General features: G+C 65.5%; 5 protein-coding genes and 1 pseudogene. 4 read left to right on the top strand and 2 right to left on the bottom strand.

The features are described from left to right. Positions 1-115: 115 nt before the first annotated feature. The 4 genes from BRAS3809_RS16280 (at position 116) to BRAS3809_RS16265 (ending at position 5506) form a co-directional block, all read left to right on the top strand. Positions 116-877 (top strand): SDR family NAD(P)-dependent oxidoreductase, encoded by a 762-nt coding sequence (locus tag BRAS3809_RS16280; RefSeq protein ID WP_008963207.1) that lies wholly within the window; start codon positions 116-118, stop codon positions 875-877. A 42-nt stretch (positions 878-919) separates the two neighbouring features. Next, complete coding sequence (locus tag BRAS3809_RS16275) at positions 920-1756, top strand: enoyl-CoA hydratase family protein (protein WP_008963206.1); 837 nt, start codon at positions 920-922, stop codon at positions 1754-1756. 99 nt (positions 1757-1855) lie between these two features. Then, positions 1856-4204, top strand: coding sequence for a bifunctional salicylyl-CoA 5-hydroxylase/oxidoreductase (locus BRAS3809_RS16270; RefSeq protein ID WP_008963205.1), 2349 nt, complete (start codon positions 1856-1858; stop codon positions 4202-4204). A gap of 54 nt (positions 4205-4258) precedes the next feature. Beyond that, positions 4259-5506: a flavin-dependent oxidoreductase gene (locus BRAS3809_RS16265; protein ID WP_008963204.1), complete on the top strand. Its 1248-nt coding sequence runs from the start codon at positions 4259-4261 to the stop codon at positions 5504-5506. 121 nt (positions 5507-5627) lie between these two features. On the opposite strand, the gene BRAS3809_RS16260 is transcribed toward BRAS3809_RS16265, so the two are convergent. Next, positions 5628-6086: a cupin domain-containing protein gene (locus tag BRAS3809_RS16260; RefSeq protein WP_008963203.1), complete on the bottom strand. Its 459-nt coding sequence runs from the start codon at positions 6084-6086 to the stop codon at positions 5628-5630. 20 nt (positions 6087-6106) lie between these two features. Continuing rightward, positions 6107-6271: pseudogene (locus tag BRAS3809_RS37345) on the bottom strand (ABC transporter substrate-binding protein); the annotation flags it as partial.

Raw genomic sequence — 6271 nt, 5'->3', positions numbered from 1 at the left:
CGCTAGTCGCGGCAACGGAGGTGTCAAGCTGCTTCGGGCGTGTTGTTGCAAAAATTTGAAGTTTAAAATAATCTGGAAGCTGCGATCGTATGGCAAGAGATGAGGAGACGCGCGCATGTCCGGACTGCCTGCAGCAGCGCATGCGATGGTGACGGGCGGCGGCCGCGGTATCGGGCGTGAAATCGCGCGCGCCCTGAAGCTCGCCGGCGCAACCGTGACGATCGTCGGGCGTAATCGCGCAACGCTCGATGAGGCCATCGTCGACGGATGTGCCGACGCCGCCGCCGTGGCCGATGTCGCCGATCAGTCTGCGCTGAGCGCGGCGGTGGATGCTGCTGCCGCACGGCAGCCGATCACGATCCTGGTTGCCAACGCGGGAAGCGCGGAGTCTGCGCCGTTCCTGAAGTCCGACGCCGCGCTGTTCCGCCGCATGATGGACATCAACTTCATGGGCGTCGTGCACGCGGTGCAGGCCGTGTTGCCGGCGATGAGGGCGCAGCCTTCCGGCCGCATCGTTGCTGTGGCGTCTACCGCGGGCCTCAAGGGCTACCCTTATGTCAGTGCCTATACCGCGGCGAAGCACGCGGTGGTCGGCCTGACGCGCTCGCTGGCCCTGGAGTTGGCTGCGACCGGCGTGACGGTGAATGCCGTATGCCCCGGCTTTACGGACACCGATCTCGTCGCCGACAGCGTCGACAACATCATGAAGAAGACCGGCCGTAGCCGCGAGCAGGCGATCGCCGAGCTCGCCAGGCACAATCCGCAGGGGCGGCTCATCAGGCCGCAGGAGGTCGCCGACACCGTGCTGTGGCTGTGCGGCACCGGTGCGAGCGCGATCACCGGACAGGCGATCGCGGTGGCTGGCGGCGAAGTATAGGCCGCCGCATTCAGACAGAACAATCGAGTAAAGGGAGCTAACATGTCGAGACCCGCCAATCCCGTCACCGTGCCGCTGGCGGACTACAAGCCGAGCCATTTCCTGCTCACGGTCAAGGATCGCGTTGCGACGGTGACGCTCAACCGGCCTGAGCGCAAGAATCCGCTGACCTTCGAAAGCTATCGCGAGCTGACCGATTTCTTCCGCGCCTGCGCGTTCGACGACGACGTGAAGGCGGTGGTCGTGACCGGCGCAGGCGGCAATTTCTCCTCGGGCGGCGACGTGTTCGAGATCATCGGCCCGCTGGTGAAAATGGACACCAAGGGCCTCACTGCATTCACCCGCATGACCGGCGACCTGGTCAAGGCGATGCGCGCCTGTCCGCAGCCGATCGTGGCTGCCGTCGAGGGCATCTGCGCGGGTGCGGGAGCGATTGTTGCGATGGCGTCCGACATCCGGCTTGCTGCCACCGGCACCAAGGTCGCGTTCCTGTTCAACAAGGTCGGTCTTGCCGGCTGCGACATGGGCGCCTGTGCGATTCTGCCGCGAATCATCGGTCAATCCCGCGCTTCCGAGCTGCTCTACACCGGCCGCTTCATGACCGCCGACGAGGGCGAGCGCTGGGGCTTCTTCAGCCGCATCGTCGCGCCGTCCGACGTGTTGGCGCAGGCGGCAGCGCTGGCCACCGAGATCGCGAACGGCCCGACCTTTGCCAACACCATGACCAAGCGGATGCTGGCGATGGAATGGGCGATGTCGGTGGAAGAGGCGATCGAGGCGGAGGCAGTTGCCCAGGCCTTGTGCATGACGACGGAGGATTTCAACCGCGCTTTCGAAGCCTTCGCCGCCAAGGCGAAGCCGGTCTTCCAGGGCAATTGACGGGGCCATTGGGCATCCGCGGGAACTGAAGGGGCTTGCCAGGAAATATTTTAGGTCTAAAATAATTTCCATTGGCTCGGCTCTCCAGTGGAGGCGCTCATGAAGATCGCGATCATCGGCGGCGGACCTGCCGGTCTCTATGCGGCGATATTGCTCAAGAAGCAGCGGCCCAGGGCCGACATCGCGGTCTACGAGCGCAACCGCGCCGACGACACGTTCGGCTTCGGCGTGGTGTTCTCCGACGCCACGCTCGACAATTTCGAGAAGCACGACCTGCCGAGCTACCAGCGCATCACCCAGGAGTTCGCCTACTGGGACGATATCGCCGTGCACTTCCGCGGCACGGTGCACCGCGTCGGCGGCAACGGCTTCTGCGGCTGCTCGCGCCGTACGCTGCTGCGAATCCTGCAGGAGCGCGCACGCGAGCTCGGCGTCACCTTGCAGTTCGAGGTCGATCTCGAAGATGAGACGCAGTTTGCGGATGCCGATCTGCTGATCCTGTCGGACGGCATCAACAGCCGCTTCCGTCAGAAGTACGTCGATCATTTCCAACCAGAGGTGGACCTCCGCGCCAACAAGTTTGCGTGGATGGGCTCGACCAAGCCGCTCGACGCCTTCACCTTCATCTTCCAGGAGACGGAGTGGGGCCCGTTCATCGCGCACGCCTATCAGTACGAGGCGGGGCATTCGACCTGGATCTTCGAGACCGATCCGGTGACCTTCGAGAAGGCTGGCCTGACCGGGCTCGACGAACGGCAATCCGCCGATCGGATGAAGGAGATCTTCGGCTGGTTCCTCGGCGATCACCCGCTGCTGATCAACCGGTCGATGTGGCGCAATTTCCCGATGATCCGCAACAAGCGCTGGGTCAAGGACAACATGGTGCTGCTCGGCGACGCCAAGTCGACGGCGCATTTCTCGATCGGCTCGGGCACCAAGCTTGCGATGGAGGACGCGATCGCGCTGGCCGAGGCCATGCAGCGCGCGCCCAGCATTCCGGCTGCGCTCGATCTCTATGAGCACGGTCGCCGCGAGGAGGTCGAGAAGACCCAGCACGCCGCCGACGTGTCGCTGGTCTGGTTCGAGCATGTCGACCGCTTTTGGGACTTCGATCCCGTGCAGTTTGCGTTCGGCGTGATGACGCGCTCGAAGGCGATTACTTACGACAATCTCACGCTGCGCGCGCCGGACTTCGTCGCCGAGGTCGACAAGGCCTTTGCGCGTCAGGTGCGCTCCAACGGCTTCGATGTCGACGTCGACAAGCCGGTGGCGCCGATGTTCCAGCCGCTCAAGCTCCGCGAGATGACGCTCGCCAATCGCGCCGTGCTGTCGCCGATGTGCATGTACTCCGCGGAGGAGGGCGTCCCGGGCGATTTCCATCTCGTGCATTACGGCTCGCGCGCCATCGGCGGTGCTGGATTGCTGTTCACGGAGATGACCTGCGTCAGCCGCGACGCCCGCATCACGCCCGGCTGCGCCGGGTTGTGGAATGACGCGCAGGAAGCCGCCTGGAAGCGCATCGTCGATTTCGTTCACGCCAACTCGCAGGCGAAGTTCGCGCTGCAGCTCGGCCATGCCGGCCGCAAGGGCGCGACCAAGCTGATGTGGGACGGCATGGACCGTCCGCTGGAGCAGGGCGGCTGGGACGTCGTCTCGGCATCGCCGCTGCCGTATTTCCCCGACAGCCGGGTGCCGCGCGAACTCGACCGCGCCTCGATGGATACAATCAAGGCCGACTTCGTTGCGGCGGCCGAGCGCGGTCACCGTTGCGGCTTCGACATGCTCGAGCTGCATTGCGCCCACGGCTATCTGCTGGCGAGCTTCATCTCGCCGCTGACAAACAGGCGCACGGACGAGTACGGCGGCTCGCTGGAGAACCGACTGCGCTTTCCGCTCGAAGTCTTCGCGGCGATGCGCGCGGCGTGGCCGGCGCACAAGCCGATGTCGGTGCGCATTTCCGCGACCGACTGGGCCGAAGGCGGCATCACCGGCGACGATGCGGTGCTGATCGCCCGCGCGTTTGGCGAGGCGGGCGTCGATCTGGTCGATGTCTCCACTGGCCAGACCGTCCGCGAGGCCCGGCCGATCTACGGCCGCATGTTCCAGACGCCGTTCTCCGACCAGGTCCGCAATGAAGCCCATGTCGCCACGATGTGCGTCGGCAACATCACGACAGCGGATCAGGTCAACACCATCCTCGCCGCCGGCCGTGCCGATCTCGTCGCGCTCGGCCGCCCGCATCTGGTCGATCCCGCCTTCACCATGAGGGCTGCGGCCTGGTACGGCGCCGAGATGGTCTGCCCGCCGCAATATTTGCCGGGCAAGGAGCAGATCTTCCGCAACAGCATGCGGGAGCGGCAGGATTTCGAGGAGCTGAAGATTAAGGCTAAACCGAAAACGCGGGCGGAGCTGAAGGCCGAGGCTTCGAAGCCGCTTGCGGCGGAGTGAGGCTCCGTGCCACGCTGCCGCCCGGTACGTCCAATGTAGGTGGAGTAGGGGACGATGAAGGCGATCATCGTGGGCGGCGGTATCGGCGGATTGACCACGGCCCTGATGCTGCGGGCGCGCGGCATCGACTGCGAGCTGTTCGAGCAGGCGGATGCGATCCGCGAGCTCGGCGTCGGCATCAACACCCTGCCGCATGCGATCCGCGAACTCGCCCAGCTCGGGCTGCTCGACCGGCTCGATCAGGTCGCCATCCGCACCTACGAGCTGTTCTATCTGACCCGGCGCGGCCAGGAGGTCTGGCACGAGACCCGCGGCATCGATGCCGGCCATGACGTGCCGCAATTCTCGATCCATCGCGGCCGGCTGCAGAGCGTGATCCACCAGGCCGTGATGGAGCGCCTTGGCCCGGAAAAGGTCCACACTGGTTGCCGGCTCGGCTCCTTCACCCAGGACGAGGGCGGGGTCACCGCCTATTTCTTCGACCGCTCCGGCTCCCATGTCCACACCGTCCGCGGCGACGTGCTGATCGGCGCCGACGGCATCCATTCCAAGGTCCGGCAGACGCTGTTCCCGAACGAGGGCGCGCCGTGCTGGAACGGCCTGATGCTGTGGCGCGGCGCCACCGACTGGCCGGTGTTCCTGACCGGACGGTCGATGGTCATCGCCGGCGGCCTCAACGCCAAGGCGGTGATCTATCCGATCGCCGAGGGCTCCAGCCCGGCGACGAGGCTCACCAACTGGGCCGTGCTGGTGCGCATCGGCGATGCCAACACGGCGCCGCCGCGGCGCGAGGACTGGTCGCGGCTCGGCAAGGCCGACGAGCTGATGCCGCATGTCAACGGCTTCTCCATTCCCCAGGTCGACTTCGCGGCCATGGTGCGCGCGACGCCGGAGTTCTGGGAGTATCCCTGCTGCGACCGCGATCCGCTGCCATACTGGTCGAGTGGCCGCGTGACCCTGCTGGGCGATGCCGCGCATCCGATGTATCCGGTCGGCTCCAACGGCGCCTCGCAGGCGATCCTCGATGCCCGCGCGCTGGCCGATGCCTTGGCCCGCTCCGAGCATCCGCGCCAGGCACTGATGGCCTATGAGCAGAAGCGGCTGCCGATGACTGCGGAGATCGTCGCCGCGAACCGCCGTGGCGGGCCGGAGGGCGTCATCGATGCCGTCGAGCAGCTGGCGCCGCAGGGGTTCACCGACATCAACACGATCCTCAACTACGAGGCCCGCGAGGGCATCGTGCGGGGCTATGCGAGCCGGGCCGGCTTCGCGGCGCGGATGGTGACGCGGCAGGCGTCGTAGGAACATCTGAGACGACCCGGGCGGCTCNCCCCTCGACCCCACGCCCCTCTCCCCGTGAAGGACGAGGAGAGGGAGCGCACCATTTGCTGCGCGATAGCCTGCAAACAAGTTCGCAGTCGACTCATGCCCCCGGAGGGGGCGGCAGGAAGTGGATGTTGTGCTCGGCGGCGAGCTTCACGACGTCGTCGGGGTTCTGCTCGCGCATGTTGTGGATCGCCCAGAACAGCTCGTAGAGCCGCCGCGTCGGCGAGACCCAGAACAGGGTCTTCGCAGTCTGCTGCGACTTGTTGAAGATGCCGTGCGGCTTGCCCATCGGCAGCCGCACCGTGTCGCCCGCGGTGGCGTATTCCTCGGCGCCGTCGAGAAAGAAATCGAGCCGGCCTTCGAGGATGTAGAGGTATTCGTCCTGGTCGGGATGGATGTGCGGCGGCACGAAGGTGCCGACCGGGAAGGTCGCGTGCCAGGAGAAGCTGTGCTCGGTGCGATTCTTCGGCACGTAGATCTGGCCGAGGATGTTCCAGGAGATGCCCTGGATGCCCTCATTGGCCCGGGTGATGCCGGCAATTTCCGGATGGCTCATGATGGTTTCGCTCCCTGTGATTACTTGGCCGCGCAATCCTTGGCGTAGCGGTCGGCGTAGTTCTCGAACACCTTCTGTACGATCTCGGTCTGGAACTTGCCGTCCGGCCGCTTGGCGACCTTGGTCAGATAGAAGTCCTGGATCGGATAGCCGTTGGTGTTGAACTTGAAGTTGCCGCGCAGCGA

This window comes from Bradyrhizobium sp. STM 3809, assembly GCF_000239795.1.
Taxonomy (GTDB): domain Bacteria; phylum Pseudomonadota; class Alphaproteobacteria; order Rhizobiales; family Xanthobacteraceae; genus Bradyrhizobium.
The sequence above is the reverse complement of the archived record's forward strand: the minus strand, read 5'-3'. Positions and strand labels throughout refer to the sequence as shown.

Coding starts and splice junctions, on each gene's coding strand:
- BRAS3809_RS16265 (WP_008963204.1), top strand. CDS start 4,259: ATGAAGGCGATCATCGTGGGCGGCGGTATCGGCGGATTGACCACGGCC.
- BRAS3809_RS16280 (WP_008963207.1), top strand. CDS start 116: ATGTCCGGACTGCCTGCAGCAGCGCATGCGATGGTGACGGGCGGCGGC.
- BRAS3809_RS16260 (WP_008963203.1), bottom strand. CDS start 6,086: ATGAGCCATCCGGAAATTGCCGGCATCACCCGGGCCAATGAGGGCATC.
- BRAS3809_RS16275 (WP_008963206.1), top strand. CDS start 920: ATGTCGAGACCCGCCAATCCCGTCACCGTGCCGCTGGCGGACTACAAG.
- BRAS3809_RS16270 (WP_008963205.1), top strand. CDS start 1,856: ATGAAGATCGCGATCATCGGCGGCGGACCTGCCGGTCTCTATGCGGCG.